Below are 19,827 nucleotides of genomic sequence, written 5' to 3'. Positions count from 1 at the left end.
AGCGCTTCGGTCGAGGGCAAGCCAGAAAGACGATCGGGGGCAATCATGGCTGCGGTCGTCGCCAGCCTGAATCACGAGCTTGCATCAAAAGCCTGAATCGAGGGTGCAGTTGAGGATGGCTAGCCTCAACCCTAGCAGGGTGTCCCCTACCCCGGCATTTCCGGCGATCGGGCAATCCGTTAAGATGGCAAAGCACTGCGGTCATGCCGCATCTCAACTAGAGAATAGTGCCAATGTTCAACATCAAGTGTTCAACGTAAGGAGCGTTTCGGAGATGGTCTTTGTGGATTCCCTGCTCAAACAGGAAAGCCAAGCCTTGCCAGCAGTGGCCAGCGACTGGTCTCCCCTGCCCTACCAGCGGCCCTTGCTGTTGATTGGCCATGGCACCCGTGATGAGGATGGTCGCCAGCAATTGCTAGACTTTGCGGCTGCCTATCAAGCCCTAGACAGCCGCCGTCCGGTTATCCCCTGTTTTCTGGAGTTGACGGAACCGACGATCCAGCAAGGGGTCGATCGCTGTGTCGCGGAAGGCTACACCGATCTATCAGTCCTCCCCATCCTGCTCTTCGCGGCTCGCCATAACAAGTTTGACGTGACCAATGAGCTTGATCGCGCCCGCCAGCGCTACCCCCATATCCGCTTCCACTATGGTCGCCACTTTGGCATCACCCCCTTGATGCTAAACCTGTGGCAAACGCGGCTCGCCGAACTCGATCGCCCCGAACACAACCCCAAGCACTGCGATCGGGCCAATACCCTCCTGCTGTTTGTCGGACGTGGGTCCAGCGACCCTGATGCCAATAGTGATGTTTACAAGCTGGCCCGTTTACTTTGGGAAGGCAGTGGGTATCAAACCGTGGAAACCTGCTTCATCGGCATCACCCATCCCCGCCTGGGAGAAGGCTTACAGCGGGCAAGTCTTTACCAACCCAAGCGCATCATTGTTTTACCCTACTTCCTGTTTACCGGGATTTTAGTCAAGAAAATTGCAACGATCGCGGCCCAATATCAAGCAACTGTTCCCGATACCGACATCGTGTGTTTACCCGAAATGGGCCTGCATCCCCACCTGTTCAATATCCTGCGGGAGCGAGAACTGGAAACCCAAACCGGGCAAGTGCAAATGAACTGCGAAATGTGCAAATTCCGGCTTGCGGCCTTGGGGGATGGGGCCAATGCCACCCACAGTCACAGCCACAGTCACAGCCACAGTCACCCCCACAGTCACAGCCACACTCACGACCCTACCCAGGTCGCCCCCGATCCCTACGCTGAACCCAGTCAATACCATCAGCGTATTTGGCAAGTCCCCTAACGGCATCCCCGTGCCGATTTGTTAAGCTGGCGATAGTTGGCGGCTGTCCCCAGCCTCCGGCTTGACCCGTCGGCACTCCTCGCTATGGCACCTTCCTCGAACCTAACGGCGTCCCGTTCCCGTCCCGTCGCTGGTGGCAACTCGCGTCATCCCGATCCAGACCCCCGATATCCCACGCCACCGGATACAGCCCCCGCTCGTTCCCCCTTCTCCGAGATCGAGGATTCGATCCTGCTGCGGGTTTTGGTGCAGGTTTTAGTGAGTATTGGCATCCTGGCGACGGATTTGGCCGCAGCGGATGTGGTGGACCAGAGTGGTATTAGTGTTTGGGCCATTCCCTTGAGTTGGGTGGGGGCTTTCTGGAGTTGGCAGCATCGCCGGAAACGCAACATCGCGACTAAATTTATGATCGCGATCGGGATGTTACTGGCCCTAGTCTTTTTCTTTAATGCCCTGATCGGTCGTTTGAACGATACCCGTCTGGTCCTGGCGGAACTGCTGATCCAACTGCAAGTTCTCCATAGCTTTGATCTCCCCCGCCGTCGGGATCTCGGCTATTCCATGATCATTGGCCTGATTCTGCTCAGTGTAGCGGCCACCCTCAGCCAAACCCTAGCTTTTGCGCCGATCCTGCTGGTCTTTCTGGCGGTGGCCTTACCCATCCTGGTGTTGGACTATCGATCGCGGTTGGGCCTACTCGGCTCCCCGCGACCAAAGGGCACCCCTGGGCAGTCCCGACGGCATGGGTGGCCGTTTCCGGAACTGACCCCTAAACGGTTATTCCTGTTTTTAGTCGTAACCGTTGCCCTAGGCTTGATCGTCTTTGCCTTCTTGCCCCGGCTACCGGGCTATCAACTCCAAACCTTTCCCGTCAGTGCCCCGATCGAGTTAGAAGGTGAATTTGATGCCCGCCGCATTGTTAACCCTGGCTATGTCAGCGGTCCTACGGGCAGTGGACGGTTTGATGAAGAAGGCAATGGCGATGGGATGGGCGCGGGTCAGGTGCGCGGTCGGGGGCAGGATGGGGAATCTGGCGTGATGGATGACACCTTCTACTATGGCTTCAATACGGAAATGGACCAAAACCTGCGGGGGCAGATGACCCCTCGGATCGTCATGCGGGTGCGATCGCAGGCGAAGGGATTTTGGCGGGTGCTGGGCTTCGATCACTACACCGGCCAGGGCTGGGAAATTTCCCGTAACGACGATGCTGCCATTCTCGATCGCCCATTTTGGTCACCCCAGTTTTTCCTGCCCCGCTTCTTGACCGAGGGGCCAACCCAAGAGACCGTGCAAACCTACACCATTGTTGCTGATTTGCCCAATCTGATCCCTGCGATGGCTGTCCCCGAACGGCTCTATTTCCCCACGGATCAGGTGGCGATCGATGCGGAAGGGGGGTTACGATCGCCGGTTAATCTGGGCGAAGGGTTAACCTACACCGTCGTTTCCCAAGTCCCCCTGCGCGATCGCACCATGCTGGGAGAGGCGGAAGGTAACTATCCCCCCGGCACCCGGACCTACTACTTGCAACTGCCCGATTCCATCACTCCCCAAATCCGTGAGCGCACCGAGGCGATCCTAGCCACAGCCAGTCGGCCCCTCACCTCAGCCTATGAAAAGGCCCTCTACCTTGCCCAATTCCTCAAACAGACCTACCAGATTCAACCGGATTTGCCCTATCTGGAGCCAGATGAAGACTTGGTCGAAGCCTTTTTATTCCGCTTCCGGGGTGGCTATCCCGATCACTTCTCCACGGCCTTAACGGTGATGCTGCGCTCGATCGGTATCCCAGCGCGACTAGCGGTGGGGTTTGGTGCAGGTGAATTCAACCCCTTTACGGGTTATTACATCGTGCGCAATACCGATGCCTATGCCATCACCGAAGTCTATTTCCCTGGCTATGGTTGGTTTGGGTTTGATCCCATCCCCGGCCATGAATTGATTCCCCCTTCGCCGGAAGAAGACTACACCTTCAGCGTCCTTAAGCAATTTTGGCAGTGGATTGCTGGCTGGCTCCCGCCGCCGATCACCGCCTTCGTGACCGGGGTATTGCGCTTGATCGCCACCGCCCTGGCCCAAGCGATCGGCTGGTTCCTGGGGCAGTTTGCCCAGGGATGGCTAGGGGTCTTAACGGGCCTGATCACCGCCGTTGCAATGGGTTTCCTCGGTTGGCTTAGCTTCCAAGGGTGGCTCCAGTTCCGCTACCGCCGTTGGCTGGCCCGCCTGCCGGAGATGGAAAGTCTGTATCAACAAATGCTGCGCTGGTCCGCTAGTCAAGGTCACCGTAAACGGGCTGCCCAAACGCCCTTGGAGTTTGCCCACCAGGTGCAGACCGTCTACGAACCCGAAACCGCCGCCACGATCGCGGCGATCACGGATGCCTATATGAATTGGCGTTATGGTGCCCAAACGGTTGATACCCAGGATTTATGGCGGCAGTGGCGGTCTCTGCGGCAACGATCGCTCCTGGGAAAAACCGCCATCGCACGGCAGCCGGGTATCCCATAGGATGGCAACGCGCTGACCCGTTCTCGTTCTGGTATCTGCTGCTGTCGAGATTGCAGCCACAGGCAAGTTGGGGATACCTGGCTTGGTAGACTGTGAGGACACTGACGATCTCTGTTAAGCAATATCCTTGGATGACCCCTCCCCTTATTCCCTCTCCGACAGCCCAATCCCAGTCCCCCGATCGCCGCAAACTGTGGTTCGCTGCGATTAAGCCTCCCATGTATAGCGTGGCTGTGGTTCCGATTCTGGTGGGTACCGCGATCGCGGTTTGGCAAGTGCAGACGCTCCAGATTGGGGTTTTGCTGACCTGTTTGGTCGCCGCTATTTTGATTGTGGCTTGGCTCAACCTCAGTAATGATGTTTTTGACTCAGAAACGGGCATTGATGTTAACAAAGCCCATTCGGTCGTCAATTTAACCGGCAATAAATCCCTCGTGTTTTGGATTGCCAATTTCTGCCTAGCGGCTGGTTTCCTGGGCATTGGTGTCGTTGTCTGGCAACAACAGGATGGGACAATTCTGGGCCTGATTGCGATCGCCTGTGCCCTGGGGTATAGCTACCAGGGACCCCCCTTTCGGTTGGGCTATCAGGGGCTAGGGGAGTGGATTTGTCTGGTTACCTTTGGGCCACTGGCCGTATCCGCTGCCTACTATAGCCAAACCCAAGCGTGGCCCTCTGAGTTGAGAGAATGGTTCGTCCTCTTTCTGGCCTCGTTGTTTGTGGGTATGGTCACCAGTTTGATTTTGTTTTGCTCCCACTTCCATCAAGTCGAGGATGATCTGGCGGCTGGTAAGCGATCGCCCGTTGTGCGTCTGGGAACCCAGCGATCGGCCCAGTTGTTGCCCTGGATTTGCGGGATTAGCTATGGTCTGGTTGGCGGGGCGGTTGTGGCACAGTTATTCCCCTGGTGGACACTCTTAAGTGCGGTGGGTATCCCGATCGCGATGCACCTGTGTCAGCATGTGGGCGAATACCACAATCAACCACACCAGGTCAAAAACTGTAAATTTATTGCGGTTAAACTCCATTTTTGGAGTGGCTTAGGTCTCAGTTGCGGCTTTATCCTGCCGAATATTTTGTGGTAAACCCAGTCGCTGCTGCGCCAATGGGGGGCGAATCGGTTACAGTTAAGGGACCGGAATCTCTCCGGTTAAGCTAGGATGAAAGCCGGGTTAGTTTTATTAAATTCCTGTTCCGCCTAGCCCCAAGATGAGAACGCATGGGTACCAAGCCAACGATCGCCATTTCCCACCTCGGCTGCGAGAAAAACCGGATTGATAGTGAACATATGCTCGGCTTGCTGGTCCAAGCGGGCTATGCGGTTGATAGCGACGAAGAGCAGGCCGATTATGTGGTGGTTAACACCTGTAGCTTCATTGAGGCCGCCCGCGAAGAGTCGGTGCGGACGCTGGTGGAACTGGCGGAGGCTAATAAGAAGATTGTGATCACCGGGTGTATGGCCCAGCATTTCCAGGAAACGTTGTTGGAAGAGATCCCCGAAGCGGTTGCCGTTGTGGGGACAGGGGATTACCACAAGATCGTGGAGGTCATCGAGCGGGCGGAGGCGGGTGAGCGGGTGAGGGAAATTTCCGCCGAACCCACCTATATCGCCGATGAGTTGACGCCCCGGTATCGCACGACGACAGAAGGGGTAGCCTATCTGCGGGTGGCGGAGGGCTGTGACTATCGCTGTGCTTTTTGCATTATTCCCCACCTGCGCGGTAACCAACGATCGCGATCGATGGAATCGATCGTCACCGAAGCCGAGCATCTGGCCGCCGAAGGTGTCCAGGAGTTAATCCTGATCTCCCAGATCACAACCAACTACGGCCTAGATCTCTATGGCAAACCCCGGTTGGCGGATCTGCTGCGTGCCCTCGGACGCGTTGAGGTTCCCTGGATTCGGATGCACTATGCCTATCCCACGGGCCTCACCCCCGATGTGATTGTGGCGATGCAAGAAACCCCAAATGTGTTGCCCTATTTAGATTTACCCCTACAACATTCCCACCCCGAAGTCCTACGGGCGATGAACCGTCCCTGGCAAGGTCGGGTGAATGATGAGATTATCGATCGCCTCAAGGCGGCCCTACCAGGGGCAACCCTGCGTACCACGTTTATTGTGGGCTTTCCTGGGGAAACAGAGGCCCATTTTGAGCACCTGTTAAACTTTGTCCAACGTCATGAATTTGATCATGTTGGAGTTTTTACCTTCTCGCCAGAAGCGGGAACTCCCGCCTACGATTTACCCAATCCAGTCCCGCAGGCGGTGATGGAGGAACGGCGTGATGCTTTGATGCAGGTACAGCAGCCCATTTCCTGGCGCCGTAACCAGGCCGAGGTCGGGAAGGTGGTTGACGTGTTGCTAGAGCAGGAAAATCCCCACACGGGCGAACTGGTTGGGCGATCGGCCCGTTTTGCACCAGAGGTGGATGGCCTCGTATATTTGCGAGGTCAGGCCCGATTAGGAACCATTGTCCCTGTTAAAATTACCGCTGCTGATGTTTACGATCTCTATGGTGAACTACCGTAGCAACCCCTTGACGGCTCAATAGGAATTATGTCTGTACAGATTCGATTTTTACCCGACAATATTACGATCGTCGCTGAACCAGGCGAACCCCTATTAGCCGTTGCTGATCGGGCGGGCCTCACCATTCCTACGGGCTGTTTAATGGGATCGTGCCATGCCTGCGAAGTCGATCTAGAGATAGGAGAAAGCTGTGAATTGATCTGCGCCTGTATTACCGCCGTACCAAAGGGAACTGCGGCAATCACCATTAATCTCTACGCCGATCCCACCTGGTAAATAAACCCTCCAAAAGTCCCAAGTTTTCAAGATTCATAATTCCCCTTACAGCCGTTCCCTCTCTAATGAAGTACTTACTGTCAAGCCTTGCGAACAAGGGGCTTAAGCCCCTTGTCTGTACTTCACCAGGTATGAAAGTGCATCTAACAGGCTCCTTAACAGAATAAAAACCTGCCCCCATTTCATCCGGCGCTGGTGGTGTAGGAGCAGGTCGCTTATAGACTTTACAAGTCGAAGAACGGTGCGCTACATATCTGCGATCGCTGCCTACGCTGCTAACAATTGCCGCAGGACGTACTGGAGAATACCCCCATTGCGGTAGTACTCCACCTCATCCAGGGTATCAATGCGACATAGCAGGGGGATTTGATCCTGACTGCCATCGGCACGATGTACGGTGAGGGTAACCGTCATACCAGGCGTGATGCCCTGCTCAAGCCCGGTGAGGTCAAAGGTTTCGCTGCCATCTAGGTTAAGGCTGTGGCGATCGCTCCCGGCGGGGAACTGCAATGGCAATACGCCCATGCCCACCAAGTTGGAGCGGTGAATCCGTTCGTAGCTTTCCGCCACCACCGCTTGCACGCCGAGTAGCCGGGTGCCTTTCGCCGCCCAGTCACGGGAGGAGCCGGTGCCGTATTCCTTGCCCGCAATCACGATCAAGGGCGTGCCTTCGGCTTGATACTTCATCGCCGCATCGTAGATGGACATGACCTCACCCGTGGGCATGAACTTGGTCACGCCGCCCGTGGAACCGGGAACCATTTCATTCTTCAGGCGAATGTTGGCGAAGGTGCCCCGCATCATGACTTCGTGGTTGCCCCGGCGGGAACCGTAGGAGTTGAAGTCGGGGGGGATGACCTTGTGGCTGGTGAGGTAGTGGCCAGCGGGACTGTCGGGTTTGATCGCGCCCGCTGGGGAGATGTGATCGGTGGTGATGCTGTCGCCCAGGATGGCTAGGGGACGGGCATTATAAAGATTGGCGATCGTCCCCGCACTGGCGGTGGGTTCCATCCCGGTGAAGTAGGGCGGATTCTGGACGTAGGTGCTGCTGCTCTGCCAGGGGTAGGTTTTGCTGGCGGCGGTGTCGATTTGCTGCCAGGCGGCATCCCCAGCAAAGACGTTACGGTAACGACTGCGGAACATTTCCGGGGTGAGGGCAGCCTGCATTACGTCGCGGATTTCCTGGCTGCTGGGCCAAATGTCGCGCAAATAAACGGGCTGGCCGTCGGGATCGTGTCCCAGGGGTTCGGTTTTGAGGTCGATCGCGAGGTTGCCCGCGATCGCGTAGGCGACCACCAGCGGCGGTGACGCTAAGTAATTGGCTTTGGTTTGGGGATTGACGCGGCCTTCAAAGTTGCGATTCCCCGACAGGACAGCACCCACGACAAGATCCTGGGAGGAAATGGCCTCAACGATCGCTTCCGCCAGCGGCCCAGAGTTGCCAATGCAGGTGGTGCAGCCGTAACCGACGAGGTTGAATCCCAGGGCATCGAGATCGGCTTGCAGGCCCGCTTTCTCCAGGTAGTCGGAGACGACTTGGCTACCGGGGGCGAGGGAGGTTTTCACCCAGGGTTTGACCGTGAGGCCCTTCTCCCGTGCCTTGCGGGCGACGAGGCCAGCGGCCAGCATGACGGAGGGATTGGAGGTGTTAGTGCAACTGGTGATGGCGGCAATCACGACCGCGCCGTCGCTGAGGCGGTAGTCGGTACCGGCCACGGACACCGATCGCGCTTGGGCATAGTCCAGACCGCTGAAGCTGGGGAAGTCCTGGGTTTGGAATTGGGACGCGACTTGGGAGAGGACGACCCGATCCTGGGGCCGTTTGGGTCCCGCCATTGAGGGTTCAATGGTGCCTAAATCCAGTTCCAAGGTGGTGGTAAAAAGGGGGTCGGGGCTGTCGGTGTCGCGCCAGAGTCCCTGGGCTTTGGCGTAGGCTTCCACGAGGTCGATGCGATCGCTGTCCCGTCCAGTAAAGCGCAGGTAAGCAAGGGTTTCGGCATCGATCGGGAAGAAGCCACAGGTTGCACCGTATTCGGGGGCCATGTTGCTGATGGTGGCGCGATCGGCGAGGGTGAGGTGGTTGAGGCCATCGCCGTAGAATTCGACGAATTTGCCGACAACACCCTGTTTACGCAACAGTTGGGTGACAGTGAGGACGAGGTCGGTGGCGGTTGCCCCTTCGGGGAGTTGGCCGGTGAGTTTCATGCCGACGACTTCGGGGATGAGCATGGAAATCGGTTGGCCCAACATGGCGGCTTCGGCTTCAATGCCCCCCACGCCCCAACCGAGGACAGCGAGGCCGTTAATCATGGTGGTGTGGCTGTCGGTGCCGACAAGGGTGTCGGGATAGGCGAGGGTTTCGCTGCCGATGGTTTTGGTCCAGACGACTTGGGCCAGGTATTCCAGGTTGACCTGGTGGCAGATGCCGGTACCGGGGGGGACGACGCGGAAGTTGTCGAAGGCTTGCTGGCCCCAGCGCAGGAAGGCGTAGCGTTCATGGTTGCGCTGGAATTCGTATTCGACGTTGGCGGTGAAGGCGTTGGCGCTGCCATAGGTATCGACCATGACCGAGTGGTCAATGACCAGATCGACGGGGGAGAGGGGATTAATCTGATCGGGATTCCCCCCCAGGGCGACCATTGCATCGCGCATGGCGGCGAGGTCAACCACGGCGGGCACGCCGGTAAAGTCTTGCATGAGGACCCGTGCCGGACGGTAGGCGATCTCCCGGTTAGAAGTACGGGTTTGCAACCAGGCCGCGATCGCGCGGATATCGTCGGCGGTGACGGTGCGGTTATCTTCGTGGCGCAGGAGGTTTTCCAGCAGGACTTTGAGGGAGTAGGGCAGGCGGCTGAGGTCGCCCAGGCTAGCGGCAGCAGCGGGCAGGGAGTAGATCTGGTAGGGGGTTCCGTTGACGGTGAGGGTCTGTTTGGCGTTGAAGCTATTCACGGCGATGGTCTCTATGAATACACGATTAGGCAACGGTGCAATCTTACATCGTATATCCAACCGCAGGGTCGGGGACGGCTGCTGTAGGCTAGATAGCGATCGGGCGATGAGCGTGCGATCACGTTCTAAACACAAGGCTGGTGCTCTAGACTATAGACAGATAGTGCAGACTACTACAAGAGGCTTTTTATTTAACAGGAGTGAGTGTAAGCTACTACTCAGAATAATTTCTTTTACTTTCAGAAACTATACTAGAGTGGGCCTGTTTACTTTGATTCAGCTAGATGATTAATCACCCATCAAAAATCAACTATGGAATTTAAGTACACTATCAGTATTCATCAATTAGCTAACTTGCAAGATATTCCGGCCATTTATGCTGTCGTTAGCCCTAGCCAAGGTATTCTCTACGTTGGGAAAACAAAAAATCTTCGTTTACGATGGCAAAGGCATCATCGTTTAGAGCAAGTCAAAACTATTGACCCTAATGCGTCTTTAGCATGGTTTATCTGTGAGCCTCATTTACAGAAACAGACTGAGGAGGAGCTAATTCAAAAATATAAACCACCTTTAAATGGATCGCCTATTCTTGAGGAGCAGAGAGTGCCAGTCGAGAGGGTCCTAAAAGAAACTTTGATCAAAATGGCTCCTTATATCGGAGTCTTTGGTTTAGATATCCAAGAGTCACCTACAACTGTCGTGATAAAGTATTTTGGAACTCTGGAGGCAGGGATTTCCTCAAGGCTCCGAAGCATACTTAAGGGGAAATGGCTTGAGTTTGTCAAGCGTAAAGATGCTTCTTGGTGGCGTTTCAAGTGTAATAGCTTACGATTTGAACTGGGTCCTTGGCTATATGAGGATACCCCGACACGTATAGCCCTAAACTCAAGCATGGCCACAGTCTTGAGAGAAAAGTATTTTCCTAATCAAACCAGTATTGATTATGACAAATGGAAAGCTATTAGTAAACAGAAAAGAGCTTGGGAAGAAAACGTAAAGATTATCCAAGCAACTAACGAAGGAATCAAACTTTTCCCTTTACAGGCTAAAGCTGTCATTAGAGAATTAGCCACAATAAAAGTGCTTGCTCTCACCCAGGAACAGCTCACGCAGATAAATCTCGATCTTGAACCCCTTACTGCTGAAGATCCTATGCGCTCTTTAGGAAAATAGTTCATATCATTATGCGTGAAACTGTCTACATTGAAACTAGCATCCTGGGTTACCTCACAGCTCGCCCCAGTCGAGATCTAGTGGTGGCCGCAAACATTGAGATAACAAGGGAATGGTGGGATACTCGCCGTAGTAACTTTCAACTCTACTCTTCACAAGCAGTCATCAGAGAAACATCGCAAGGAGATTCCAAAATTGCATCTCAACGCCTTGACATCATTCGCGATATTATATTACTTGATTTGAACCAATCTGTACTTAATTTAGCAGAGCAATTTCTGGCACGTAGTAGCCTGCCTGCCAAAGCAGATATTGACGCTATTCATATTGCAGCCGCAACTGTTCACAGTATGGATTACTTACTTACCTGGAATTGCAAACATATTGCCAATGCTCAAATTCAAAAGAAATTAGCAGAGATCAGCCTTGATATTGGATACGAGTTGCCAGTTCTTTGTACTCCTTATGAGTTACTTGGAGATTAGTCATGTTCAAGGATAATATTGTTGAAGAAATTCACAAAATTCGCGAAGAATACTCCCGCTCCTTCAATCACGATCTAAAAGCTATCTTTGCTGATTTACAGAGGCAGCAAGTTGAGAGTGGAAGAGAAGTTGTCAACCGGTCGAGAAAACCTAGCCTGTCAAAACTCAGGGAAAAATCATAAAGATAATCTGTTGCTGCGCTAAATTCCTGCTCAAAGCCGGGTTATCTCTACCTGAAAAACTATACAATAGATATAAGTACTATTGAAAGTATCCTGGCCCACCTCAAGCAGAGCCTTACGGATCTCTACAGAGATCGTCTGTATTACGTGGCATTTGTCGATCGGTGTAAGGTACGAAGAATAATTAGCTTGCGCAAAGCAAATCGACGAGAGGTGAAACACCATGTCCAAAACTACTCAACAACCAACCGTGAGAATGCCAAGCGTTGAAGAAGACAAGATCATTACGGCTGCCGCTAAAGCCGATCCAGACGCTCAACCGCTAACACCGAAGCAGTTGCAGGAAATGGTTCCGCTAAAGTCTTTGCAAGATCAACCGACATCGGATAGTCAAAAACTGCTCATCTCAATTCGCTGTAGTCCTGAAGTCGTAGAGTACTTCCAATCAACGGGTGATGACTGGCAGGAGCATATAGACAGCGTTTTGCGTCAATATGTCGATCGTCATTCGCAACAATAAGCTCGGTAAAGTATCGATTATTGCAGTTGGGTTATATACACTTTGTAAATGCAACCACAGCTTCAAACTATCCTTAACCACCTCAAGCAGAGCCTAGCAGATCTCTACGGCGATCGCTTGTGTCACCTTACCTTATTTGGTTCCCAAGCCCGTGGTGATGCCGAACCAGACTCAGACATTGATGTCCTCGTTATCCTCAAACCACCTGTTAACCCTGGTGCCGAAATCCAGCGAACCGGCCAATTAATATCCAGCCTATCTCTTCATTATGATGTCGTCATTAGCTGCCTATTCATGGATGAAACTCAATACCAAACACACAACAGCCCCCTCCTGCGCAATGTTCGCCAAGAAGGTGTTTCCCTATGACGGATGAACAACATGACCTACTTCTTAAAGCACAACAGAGCCTAGAAGCAGCCAAACTACTACTCGCCAACCATTATCCAGATTACGCCACCTCCCGCGCTTACTACACTATGTTTTACATTGCTGAAGCCTTTCTAGCCGGTGAAGGGCTTGCATTTTCCAAACATTCTGCTGTGATCGCCGCCTTTGGACGAGAATTTGCAAAACCCCAACGAGTCCCAGTAGAGTTCCACAGATTCTTAATTGAAGCTCAAGAACTGCGAACAATGGGCGACTACGGACAATTAGACGCTGTGACCATAGATCAAGCAACTGAACAGATCGATCGTGCTAAGCAATTTTTACTGACAGCAATTCGAGCGATCGGTGAAATCTAATAATCTAGTATCTTGTTATGATATTCTTATATTTTTAGATAAAATCTTGAGGCTTAACCATGCTCGACATCCCCAAACAATACGTTCTCGATGAACAGCAACGCACCCTAGCTGTTCAAATTCCCATAGACGTATTCAATCAAATTGAAGAAATTTTAGAAAACTTTGGTCTGGCAAAACTAATGGAAGAAGTAGAAAATGACGAACTACTCTCCGGTGATAGTGCCTACTCATACTACCAATCTTTGAAAGACAAAAATGTGGAAAGTTGAGTACACCGAGCGATTCTTGAAAGAACTTGCTAGTCTACCAGATAGTGTTCAAAGTCGCATTGAATTTATTGTATTTCCAGAATTGCAATCCACTAACCCATACAGATAATGCCGCGATCGCCCTCTGGACACCCCCCTACTGCACCCCATGACTTTTGCCAATCACCCAGTGTCGCCGGAAAAAACGTGCCAGGGCCGACTCCTCCAACGCCAAATAAATCGGACGCCCGTGGGGGCAGGTGCGGGGATTACGGGTTTGTTGCCACTGCTCCAACAACCCTTGCATAGCTGGCAACGTTAACGGTGTCCCATTGCGAATCGCACTCCGGCAAGCTGTGGCTACCTGCGCCGCTTGCAGATCCCCCGCCAAACTTAGCTCCATCAGTGCGGCACCACAGTCCTCCCGGCTGGCCAACAGGGCCGGGGCCTGACGGATGGCCCAGAGCATTTCCCCAAAGGGTTCCACCGTAATTCCTAACCGCTCGAACTGCTCCCGTTGCGCCGCCGTTAAGCCCTCCAAAATCACAGGCGGCTCCAAGGGTGCCAACTGCCACCGATCGCACAACTGCTCATACAACACCCGCTCATGGGCAATATGCTGCTCCACCAACCACAACCCACTCGGATGCTCCGCCAAAATATAGGTTTGATGCACCTGAGCGATCGCCCGCAGAGCGAGTAAAGGAAAGTTTAAATCTTGCCTGTTAAAGGTTGAAGTTGGCAGTTTACCATAGGCCGCGTCCACCTCCGCACTCTTCAAAACCTGTTGCATCCGATCGCTATACAGCCCCCCCGTCACCTCCCCTGTCGCCTGGGTTTGGAGTTGGAAGATCTGTTCAACGGCAGCCTGAATCTGGGCTTGCCAGTGCTCTAGGTGACGCAGGTAGATCTCGGCTTTAGCGGGATGGCGGTGCCAATCGACGGCGGCGGGCGGGATATAAAGGTGCAGAAAACACACCGGATAGCGATCGCGAGGGAGCGTACGCCCAAACGCCTCGAGTAAGGTCTGCGCCAACTCTGGCGACTGGATGGGACGCCCATTCACCGCAACCTTCACCCAATCGGGACGACGGCGATGGCAACGATCCGGTAACCCCAGCACCAGACTAAGGGAGGCACCAGGCGAAGCCGCGTGCTGGGGAGTCTCGGATATATCCGGTAACGGGATCGCCCGCGTTAGTTCCCGCAAATCACCCTCAGACACCCCTCGCAGCAGTTGGGGCAAAATCACCCGTGCTGAGGGTCCTGGATAGAGACTAAACCAAGGGCGATCATACTGGGATACTTGCCAGGTGATGTGGGGATGACAGAGAGCAAGGTGCTGGATGGTGAGTTGTACCGCCCGTAGTTGTTGGGCGATCGTCGGTAAACTTTGGCAACGACTGGGCCAGCGACCGAAAAGGTTATCCACCTGGACAATCGTCCCAGGCGCGATCGCGATCACTTCAACCTGTTGCGGATGGCCCTGGGCATCGTAGGTGACCCCCCAGCCCGTACTCAGTTCTGGCCCCCCCTGGGGACGGCTACATAGCCGCAGATCCGCCAATTGAGCCAGACTGTGCAGCGCTTCCCCCCGAAAGCCCAAACTGGTAATTTGCCAGAGATCGGCTCCACTGCGAATTTTACTGGTGCGATGGGGAAGTGCCGCCTGTTGCAAATCCGTCAAGGTCATCCCCGCGCCATTGTCCGTGACTTGCAGCCGTCTTTGTTCAGGCCAGAGGGCGATCGTGATTCGCGTTGCGCCCGCATCGATCGCATTTTCCAGCAACTCGCGCACCGCCGCCGCCAGCGAGTCAATCACCTCCCCCGCCGCCATCAGCGACACAACATCGTCCGGCAGTGGTTGAATACAAGCGACCATTGCCCCCACTCTAGCGCGTTAACGCCAAGATTCGATCAAAATGGCAATCGCAAACGAGCAAAGGGTCAAAATTGTCCAACGTCCCAAAAGGCCAGCTACCCAGCCAAACCAAGCTTCGACAAAATTGGTGGCATTAAACACAACACCCAGGAGCAGGGCAACTAATGCCAGGAAAATCGCCACGCATAAGCTTTTTAGGAGGAGACAGGCAACATTAAAAAACATAAATAGCACCCCAGATTAATGGTTCTGTAGACCGTCCCTAGGGAAATTGAGCGGTCAAAAGCTGAGGAGCAAAATGAAGTGAGCCAACCATTGTCTAGAGAGAGGAGAACCCCAGACCAATACGCTTGGCCGATGGCGATCGTCGGGGGCAGTCGCAGCCCACACCCTCAACCCGAGATCCCGTCCCGATCGCAGCGCAACACCCTAGGTCGATCGCAACCGCAAGACACCTTACCGATACTCACGTTATGCCCCCGTTGGCTCTGTCTTCCTTAGCGGACCGATTGGCGGGGATATTCAGCCGGGTAAGCGGGTGGACTAACGGGAGCACTTCCGGGTTTTACCCTAGCTCCCAGGTCAGGTTCTCGGACAGGGGCCGCTGGTGATGTCAGGGTGAAGGTCGGCCTCGCGTCAGGTGAGACAGTCAGTGATTCTGGCATAGCCTCAGGGATAGGTTCCACAATTAACGTGATGCGATCGATATCAATGACCCGGACGGCCTGTCCCTGATATAACGCTATCCCTAACGGGCAGCGGGCTGGCCACCAGGATGCCTTAAACCAAACCCGGCCACTTTGCCCTGGCAAAATCAAGCTTTCGACGATCGCCCGCCCATGTCGATAATTAGCAAACACATTCTGCGGCTCTGCCAGCAGCCCTGGCGTACTTTGGGCCTCAGCCTGTCGCTGGGGGAGCAACCAGGCGAGTAGGTCAAGTAGGGTAGACATTGCACACCTCCCAAAATCGGTGACGCCTCTCTATTCTTAGATATCAGCGTGTATAGCCAGTCTTACGCACGGGGCACAGCAGCACCTTGCACATGGTCAACCAGTATGTTCAACCGCAAACTATCATTCAGCCCACTCGCAGTGTTCCTCGGCGTAAACCCTTAAAAATTTCATCGATTAACGCTCTTTCTTCCATACTAAGATCTTCTTTCGCAAGCAAGACCGACATCAACATTTCTTGATCTTGGCGGCTAATACGGCGGCTGGTGAAAATACTTTCCACCACGGTCTGGAGTGGTTGCAGGGAACTGACTGGGGCTGGCATGGTCGTACACCCGTTTGCAGATTGTCAGGCTTTCTCGTCGTTTTACCGACTACCCTAGGTGTGACCCCGTTCAGGCAGGTGAACGCCACCGATCGGTCATTCGGTAATGGTGGGGAGCGCCAAGTGTCATCCTAGGTCCCCCTTCTGAGTCATATCATAAACTCAGACTAACTTGCCTCTGTCGTAAGGAAGAACTTCCGTTGCCCCCCTCCCCGGCCCAGAGAGCCGCCAGCTTGCAGGACACTCGGACCCGTGGGTGCGATCGTGGCGGGGGGGAGTGACGAAGGTCTGGTAACGACGGGGATGAATAGGTATTTAGTCTGTGATCTATGCACTCGCCATTGGCAAAGCTCCGGATGTAGTCTTGATGCTGAGAGAAACTGAAGAGACTCGCCATAGCACCATTCCTTAGGGACGCATTGTGGCGAGCACTGCACAGTTGAGCCAAGCGAGTCATTGGTATGCGCATCCTATTAATCGATGATGACGAAACGCTGACCCAAGCGATCGCCGCCGTACTGGCCCCCCAGCAACACCTGATCGACATTGCCACCGATGGGCAGGCCGGTTGGGAACTGGCAACCCTGGTGGCCTACGACCTCCTGTTACTAGATGTCATGCTACCTAAACTCGATGGCATTTCCCTGTGTCGCCAACTACGTCAGCGCCAAAACCAGGTACCCATCCTGATGATGACGGCACGGGATACCAGTACCGACAAGGTCATGGGGTTGGATGCGGGGGCGGATGATTATCTGGTCAAGCCCTTTGATCTGGACGAACTGGCGGCACGGGTGCGTGCCCTCCTGCGCCGGGGCGGCAATACGGCCCAACCGGCGATCACGTGGGCCGGCCTGTGTCTCGATCCCAAAGCGGGCAGTGTAACCTATTGCGATCGTCCCTTGCAATTATCTCCCAAGGAGTATGCCCTGCTCGAACTCTTGCTGCGTAATCCCCAGCGCCTATTTAGCCGCAGTGCGATTTTGGATCACCTGTGGTCCTTTGATGAACCCCCTGGCGAGGATACGGTTAAGGCCCATGTCAAGGGCTTGCGCCATAAACTGAAAGCAGCGGGGGCCAGTGCCGATTTGATCGAAACCGTCTATGGCCGTGGCTATCGCCTCAACGCTACCTATGGACCGGCGAAGCTGGCCGGCCAGTCCAATGAACCGGTCACCCCAGCCCCAGCCCTGGCTGACCCACCCAATCATCGGGGGGCAGAGCACAGCCCCTCCACCGCTGCGGCCCAAACCCGGGCTGCCGTCGCCAAAATCTGGCAGCGGACGAAGCTGATTAACCTGGAGCGACTGGGCTTGATTGAACAGGCAATTACCGCCCTACAACTGGGCCAAATCGAAGCTGAACTGCACCAGCAGGCCCAGCAGGCTGCCCACAAGCTGGTGGGTTCCCTTGGCACCTTTGGGTTTACGGAAGGTTCCACCCTGGCCCGCCAACTCGAAAACCACTTGAGCCGGGTCAGCCCGAACACCGAACAAGACGCGCTCTCAACAGCGGTGCCCGGTCTAACCCAGCAGGCCAGACGCCTACGGCAGTTTCTCGAACATACTCTGCTCACCCCAGAGCTGGAGTCCACCGCTGTCTATCGCCAAGCGGAAACGGGGGTAAAACCTACCCTCGCCTTCCCCCAGGGACACCCGCCCTGCCTGTTGATCGTAGACGATGATCCCACCCTGGTCGAACGGCTGGCGATCGAGGCGATCGGTTGGGGGATTCACACTGAAATTGCCCTGGATTTAACCACGGCCCGTACCCTCTTAACCCATATCAACCCCCAGGCCGTGTTATTAGACCTGTCCTTTGACCAAGGGGATACGGATGCCCTGGGGTTTCTCTCGGAGTTGCACGATCGCCAGCCCGCCCTACCCATTCTGGTGGCCAGTGGTGTGGCCAGTCTTGCCGCTCGGATTGAGGTTGCTCGCCGGGGGGCAGTGGCCTTTTTACAGAAGCCGATCGCGGCGAATTTGGTCATGGCCGCCGTGGCCCAGGCTTTGCGGCAAACGGAAGCCGGTCCGATCAAGGTCCTCGTCGTCGATCATGACAGGGCCTTTCTGCAAACCCTGCCGTCAGCCCTCGCCGCAGCCGGGATCGACGTCATCCCCCTAGCTGATTCCAGCCAATTCTGGGAAGTCCTGGAGGCAACCGCCCCCCACCTGCTGTTGTTGAGTGTGGACCTGCAGCCCATGAGCGGGGTAGAGCTAGGCCAAGTGGTCCGGAATGATCCCTTTTGGAATTTCCTGCCCATTCTCTTGCTGGGGACACAGCCCCCAACAGCGGCGCTCCAGCAGCACTGCCTGGCCGGTGCCGATGATTATGTGCAACGGGCCATACCCGCCTCCCTTCTCACGGGCCACATTCTGCACCACGTGGCCCGTAGCCAGCGTTTACGCCAACAGGCGTGGCTTGATCCCTTGACACGGGTGGACAATCGTCAGCAGGCGATCATTCTCCTCGATCGGCTACTCAGCCTTGCCAAACGCTATGGGCAACCCTTCACGATCGCCCGCCTTACCCTGACCCCATCTCCGGTGGCCCAATCCCCGGCCCCCCTAGCCGAAACCAACCAAACCCTCCGACTCCTGGCCCTACAACTGGCTAAGCGGCTACGGCACGAGGATGTGATTGCCCGGTGGGGTCCCTGGGAGCTGTTGGTGGGGCTATATGGTGCCCGCCAGATGGATGGGGTAGAGCGGATTGCGGAGGTGATCGAGGAATTCACCCTAGAGTCGACAGATATCCCCCACCTGTCTGGGCCGCGCTGTCGGCACACCCTGTCCGATCGGCCTACAGCCGAACAGCCTATTCCCGTCACGATCAGCGCTGGCGTTGCCCAATATCCCCAAGACAGCCAGGATTGGTCCACCCTGTGCCAACAGGCTGGAGCTGCAATGGCTCAAGCCATAACCGTCGGGGGCAATCGGGTCTTAACGGTGGGTTGGCAGCCCCCCCAACCGGAGGTTCCCTTTAACACCGATGTGGCCCTGATCCATCCAGCGACCCCCTTCGCCACGACCCTACTCCAGGCCCTCGAAAAGCGGGGTTACCACACCCAATGGCTGGCAACGGCTGCCGCTGCCATCACCCAGCTTGCCGAGTCCCCGTTCCGGGCCAAAACGATTGTGCTTGCGCCAACGGTCTTTCCAGGCGAAGATTCTCCTGGGGAGACGCGACGCGAACAGCACCAAGCTTTGGTGGCGTTCCTCAAACCCTTACAACGGCAAACGATTCTCCAGCAGAGCCGCCTCCTCCTCCTGTTAACCGATTCTGAGCAAGCCGAAACCTACCTAGCGATGGGGGTATTCGACTATGTGATTCTGCCCTGTTCCGTCTCGGTTCTCCTACAGCGGATTCGCGCTGCGCTGGCCCAGTTCCCCAAGCGAGAGCCGCAACCGCAGCCCCTAACCCTCACGCCCTAAACCCCCGCCCGTGTTTGCCGTCTTGGTAACCCCTTCGCGATAACCGCTGCCTTCAGGGTATTCTCCCCATGCCAACGCTTCAACCTGACACACTCTTAGTTCTGGCGGGATCTGCTAGTTTCCCAGAGTCACTGTCAGAGGATTTACAGCAGGCAGGTTGGTCGATCCGACAAACGGAAGATTGGCCAACCGCCCGCCAATGGCTAGCCCAGGCGACGATCGCCGCGATCGTGGTTGAACTGGCTCAACTTCAGGCCCATGCCCCGCAACTGGCCGCCGCGCTGCACGCAGC

17 protein-coding genes are annotated in these 19,827 nt (G+C 55.1%); 13 read left to right on the top strand and 4 right to left on the bottom strand.

Going from position 1 to position 19,827, the window contains the following annotated elements; all coding sequences use genetic code 11:
* The first annotated feature begins 139 nt into the window (after positions 1-139).
* From ACWIUF_RS09940 to ACWIUF_RS09920, 5 genes are all read left to right on the top strand, one after another.
* Positions 140-1,315, top strand: a complete 1,176-nt coding sequence (locus tag ACWIUF_RS09940) for a sirohydrochlorin chelatase (protein ID WP_448572206.1) — start codon at positions 140-142, stop codon at positions 1,313-1,315.
* A gap of 84 nt (positions 1,316-1,399) precedes the next feature.
* Positions 1,400-3,826 carry a transglutaminase TgpA family protein gene (locus ACWIUF_RS09935; protein WP_448572205.1) on the top strand — a complete coding sequence of 809 codons (2,427 nt, stop codon included), beginning with the start codon at positions 1,400-1,402 and terminating at the stop codon, positions 3,824-3,826.
* Positions 3,827-3,957: 131 nt separating this feature from the next.
* The gene (menA, locus tag ACWIUF_RS09930; protein WP_448572204.1) at positions 3,958-4,911 is read left to right on the top strand and encodes a 2-carboxy-1,4-naphthoquinone phytyltransferase; all 954 of its coding nucleotides are present in this window, start codon (positions 3,958-3,960) and stop codon (positions 4,909-4,911) included.
* Positions 4,912-5,045: 134 nt separating this feature from the next.
* On the top strand, positions 5,046-6,359 hold the full coding sequence (gene rimO / locus ACWIUF_RS09925; protein ID WP_448572203.1) for a 30S ribosomal protein S12 methylthiotransferase RimO: 1,314 nt from the start codon (positions 5,046-5,048) through the stop codon (positions 6,357-6,359).
* Between the two features lie 27 nt (positions 6,360-6,386).
* Positions 6,387-6,635 carry a 2Fe-2S iron-sulfur cluster-binding protein gene (locus tag ACWIUF_RS09920; RefSeq protein WP_448572202.1) on the top strand — a complete coding sequence of 83 codons (249 nt, stop codon included), beginning with the start codon at positions 6,387-6,389 and terminating at the stop codon, positions 6,633-6,635.
* Positions 6,636-6,902: 267 nt separating this feature from the next.
* Here the strand turns inward: ACWIUF_RS09920 and acnA are convergent, their stop codons facing one another.
* Positions 6,903-9,584, bottom strand: coding sequence for an aconitate hydratase AcnA (acnA, locus tag ACWIUF_RS09915; protein ID WP_448572201.1), 2,682 nt, complete (start codon positions 9,582-9,584; stop codon positions 6,903-6,905).
* Positions 9,585-9,896: 312 nt separating this feature from the next.
* Between acnA and ACWIUF_RS09910 the strand changes: the two genes are divergently transcribed.
* From ACWIUF_RS09910 to ACWIUF_RS09885, 6 genes are all read left to right on the top strand, one after another.
* Positions 9,897-10,757: a GIY-YIG nuclease family protein gene (locus tag ACWIUF_RS09910; RefSeq protein WP_448572200.1), complete on the top strand. Its 861-nt coding sequence runs from the start codon at positions 9,897-9,899 to the stop codon at positions 10,755-10,757.
* A gap of 11 nt (positions 10,758-10,768) precedes the next feature.
* On the top strand, positions 10,769-11,242 hold the full coding sequence (locus tag ACWIUF_RS09905; protein WP_448572199.1) for a type II toxin-antitoxin system VapC family toxin: 474 nt from the start codon (positions 10,769-10,771) through the stop codon (positions 11,240-11,242).
* A 405-nt stretch (positions 11,243-11,647) separates the two neighbouring features.
* Positions 11,648-11,944: a BrnA antitoxin family protein gene (locus ACWIUF_RS09900; RefSeq protein WP_448572198.1), complete on the top strand. Its 297-nt coding sequence runs from the start codon at positions 11,648-11,650 to the stop codon at positions 11,942-11,944.
* Positions 11,945-11,992: 48 nt separating this feature from the next.
* Entirely contained in the window at positions 11,993-12,313 is a 321-nt protein-coding gene (locus tag ACWIUF_RS09895; RefSeq protein ID WP_448572197.1) for a nucleotidyltransferase domain-containing protein, read from the top strand.
* The gene (locus tag ACWIUF_RS09890; protein ID WP_448572196.1) at positions 12,310-12,690 is read left to right on the top strand and encodes a HEPN domain-containing protein; all 381 of its coding nucleotides are present in this window, start codon (positions 12,310-12,312) and stop codon (positions 12,688-12,690) included. The genes ACWIUF_RS09895 and ACWIUF_RS09890 overlap by 4 nt, the downstream gene beginning before the upstream one ends.
* Before the next feature lie 59 nt (positions 12,691-12,749).
* Positions 12,750-12,962, top strand: a complete 213-nt coding sequence (locus tag ACWIUF_RS09885) for a hypothetical protein (protein ID WP_448572195.1) — start codon at positions 12,750-12,752, stop codon at positions 12,960-12,962.
* A gap of 136 nt (positions 12,963-13,098) precedes the next feature.
* Here the strand turns inward: ACWIUF_RS09885 and mutL are convergent, their stop codons facing one another.
* From mutL to ACWIUF_RS09870, 3 genes are all read right to left on the bottom strand, one after another.
* Complete coding sequence (mutL, locus tag ACWIUF_RS09880) at positions 13,099-14,823, bottom strand: DNA mismatch repair endonuclease MutL (protein WP_448572194.1); 1,725 nt, start codon at positions 14,821-14,823, stop codon at positions 13,099-13,101.
* Between the two features lie 18 nt (positions 14,824-14,841).
* On the bottom strand, positions 14,842-15,048 hold the full coding sequence (locus tag ACWIUF_RS09875; protein ID WP_448572193.1) for a hypothetical protein: 207 nt from the start codon (positions 15,046-15,048) through the stop codon (positions 14,842-14,844).
* A gap of 272 nt (positions 15,049-15,320) precedes the next feature.
* Positions 15,321-15,776 (bottom strand): NfeD family protein, encoded by a 456-nt coding sequence (locus tag ACWIUF_RS09870; RefSeq protein ID WP_448572192.1) that lies wholly within the window; start codon positions 15,774-15,776, stop codon positions 15,321-15,323.
* Positions 15,777-16,562: 786 nt separating this feature from the next.
* Between ACWIUF_RS09870 and ACWIUF_RS09865 the strand changes: the two genes are divergently transcribed.
* Together ACWIUF_RS09865 and ACWIUF_RS09860 are read left to right on the top strand one after the other, a co-directional pair.
* Complete coding sequence (locus ACWIUF_RS09865; RefSeq protein WP_448572191.1) at positions 16,563-19,535, top strand: response regulator; 2,973 nt, start codon at positions 16,563-16,565, stop codon at positions 19,533-19,535.
* Between the two features lie 68 nt (positions 19,536-19,603).
* A partial coding sequence (locus ACWIUF_RS09860) for a VpsR-related response regulator (RefSeq protein WP_448572190.1) occupies positions 19,604-19,827 on the top strand: 224 nt, incomplete at its 3' end.

Source organism: Trichothermofontia sp. (assembly GCF_053493415.1).
This window is presented reverse-complemented; position numbering and strand designations above follow the sequence as displayed.

What these genes read in the sequence shown, in the direction of transcription:
- ACWIUF_RS09935 (WP_448572205.1), top strand. Translation starts at nt 1,400, where the DNA reads ATGGCACCTTCCTCGAACCTAACGGCGTCCCGTTCCCGTCCCGTCGCT.
- menA (WP_448572204.1), top strand. Translation starts at nt 3,958, where the DNA reads ATGACCCCTCCCCTTATTCCCTCTCCGACAGCCCAATCCCAGTCCCCC.
- rimO (WP_448572203.1), top strand. Translation starts at nt 5,046, where the DNA reads ATGGGTACCAAGCCAACGATCGCCATTTCCCACCTCGGCTGCGAGAAA.
- ACWIUF_RS09920 (WP_448572202.1), top strand. Translation starts at nt 6,387, where the DNA reads ATGTCTGTACAGATTCGATTTTTACCCGACAATATTACGATCGTCGCT.
- ACWIUF_RS09910 (WP_448572200.1), top strand. Translation starts at nt 9,897, where the DNA reads ATGGAATTTAAGTACACTATCAGTATTCATCAATTAGCTAACTTGCAA.
- ACWIUF_RS09905 (WP_448572199.1), top strand. Translation starts at nt 10,769, where the DNA reads ATGCGTGAAACTGTCTACATTGAAACTAGCATCCTGGGTTACCTCACA.
- ACWIUF_RS09900 (WP_448572198.1), top strand. Translation starts at nt 11,648, where the DNA reads ATGTCCAAAACTACTCAACAACCAACCGTGAGAATGCCAAGCGTTGAA.
- ACWIUF_RS09895 (WP_448572197.1), top strand. Translation starts at nt 11,993, where the DNA reads ATGCAACCACAGCTTCAAACTATCCTTAACCACCTCAAGCAGAGCCTA.
- ACWIUF_RS09890 (WP_448572196.1), top strand. Translation starts at nt 12,310, where the DNA reads ATGACGGATGAACAACATGACCTACTTCTTAAAGCACAACAGAGCCTA.
- ACWIUF_RS09885 (WP_448572195.1), top strand. Translation starts at nt 12,750, where the DNA reads ATGCTCGACATCCCCAAACAATACGTTCTCGATGAACAGCAACGCACC.
- mutL (WP_448572194.1), bottom strand. Translation starts at nt 14,823, where the DNA reads ATGGTCGCTTGTATTCAACCACTGCCGGACGATGTTGTGTCGCTGATG.
- ACWIUF_RS09875 (WP_448572193.1), bottom strand. Translation starts at nt 15,048, where the DNA reads ATGTTTTTTAATGTTGCCTGTCTCCTCCTAAAAAGCTTATGCGTGGCG.
- ACWIUF_RS09870 (WP_448572192.1), bottom strand. Translation starts at nt 15,776, where the DNA reads ATGTCTACCCTACTTGACCTACTCGCCTGGTTGCTCCCCCAGCGACAG.
- ACWIUF_RS09865 (WP_448572191.1), top strand. Translation starts at nt 16,563, where the DNA reads ATGCGCATCCTATTAATCGATGATGACGAAACGCTGACCCAAGCGATC.